2 protein-coding genes are annotated in these 1,553 nt (G+C 52.6%); both read right to left on the reverse strand.

From position 1 onward, the window contains the following. The coding region (locus ACEW8P_RS16040; RefSeq protein WP_373514093.1) for a carboxypeptidase-like regulatory domain-containing protein at nt 1–916 on the reverse strand (916 nt) is incomplete at its 3' end. Nucleotides 917–1,111: 195 nt separating this feature from the next. Then, the coding region (locus ACEW8P_RS16045; RefSeq protein ID WP_373514094.1) for a FecR domain-containing protein at nt 1,112–1,553 on the reverse strand (442 nt) is incomplete at its 5' end.

Here is a 1,553-nt window from a genome sequence, read left to right on the forward strand (position 1 = left end):
GCTGCACTCCATCGACGATATAGAGAGGATTGGAGTTGTTGATGGAACCCACCCCCCGGATACGAACCACGATACCACCCCCTGGCTGTCCGCCGTTGGACGACACCATCACGCCGGGCATTTTTCCCTGAAGGGCGGTATCGAAGCTTGGCGATTGCACGTTAGAAATTTCGGCACCCTTCAGCGTTGAAATCGACCCGGTGACGTTGCTCTTCTTCTGCTGCCCGTAGCCCACCACCACCACCTCCTCCAATGATTTCAGATCGGGCGTCAGCACCAGGTCGAGGCTTGTCCGGTTACCCACCGCCACTTCCTGTGGCTCGTAGCCCACAAAAGAAAACACCAGAGTCGATTGACCGCCATCGGGAATACTCAGGCTGTACTTGCCTTCCTGATCGGTTGTCGTGCCACGTGGGGTACTTTTCAGTAAAATATTTACTCCTGGCAAGCCCTCCCCGTTTTCATCAGTCACCTGGCCCGTGACGGTTCGGTCCACGATTGGAATCGCTACGGCGGTCTCCGCTCGCCCGGCTTTTTCGCTTTCCGGAATGACTGGTTTACGCTTCAAAATAATGCGTTTTCCAACCAGCTCATAGCTAATATTTTGCGGAACAAGTAGTTTGTCAAGTACCACCGACAGCCTCTCGTTCGAGGCATTCAGCGTGACTTTTCTGGAAGACCGAATCAGATTGGGGCTGTACGAAAACTTTACTTCGGAGTTTTCCTCGATGTAGGATAGTACCGTGTTGATCTTCAGATCCACGGCCCGCACCGAAATACGCTGATCGAGAATCTCCTGAGCGGAGACGTCGAGGGCCAGCGAAATGTTCGCAAAAACCGCCGCCAGACACAGATGTAGAAGAGACCACTGCATGATTTTAAGCGTGAGTCGCTGGGTAGATTGTTTAAATTTCATAATTTTGAAAATTTTGTTAGGTATCCATTTGGCAAAACAGGCCCCGACATCCGTAAGGATGCGATTCTGTCAAGAAGGGGTTTTATGAAGCTGGTGATGGTGGTGCATCGCCAGCTTCTTTTTGTTTGTAGAATCGGGGCTTCCCGTGATTTTTAGGTTTATTTCATTGGCACATAGGGTTAAGGGTTGAGCTAGTTAGAGGTAGGGTTCGCAGCCTTTGCCATCGACAATAATCTGGGCGTCCAGAATGCGGTAAGTGGCTTCGATACTGCGGCAAATAATGTCGAGTTTTTCGTAGGGCGGTACATCCGTTAGGTCAGCCGTGAACTGGCATTTGGCCAATAGCTCCTCGTCAAACACGATGCTAAGTCCGTAGGCACGTTCCAGCGTCCTGAATACCCGCGGCGCGGGGGTAGCCTCGAATACGAAAGAATATTTGGGCTGGTTGGGGGCCGTTTCGCTTAGCAAAACGGGTTCTTTGACCAGCGTCTTGACCAGCCGGATTTCCTTGCGAGCCAGGACGGCCTGCTGGTTGGGCAGCAGCAGGATGCCCTCGCGTTCGCGGGTGCTTATCATATTCTGCTTACCCAACTGATCGGCCACGGCCACCGATACCCGCCCGGTACGTACTTCCACC

The organism is Persicitalea sp., assembly GCF_041751555.1.
Taxonomy (GTDB): Bacteria; Bacteroidota; Bacteroidia; order Cytophagales; family Spirosomataceae; genus Persicitalea.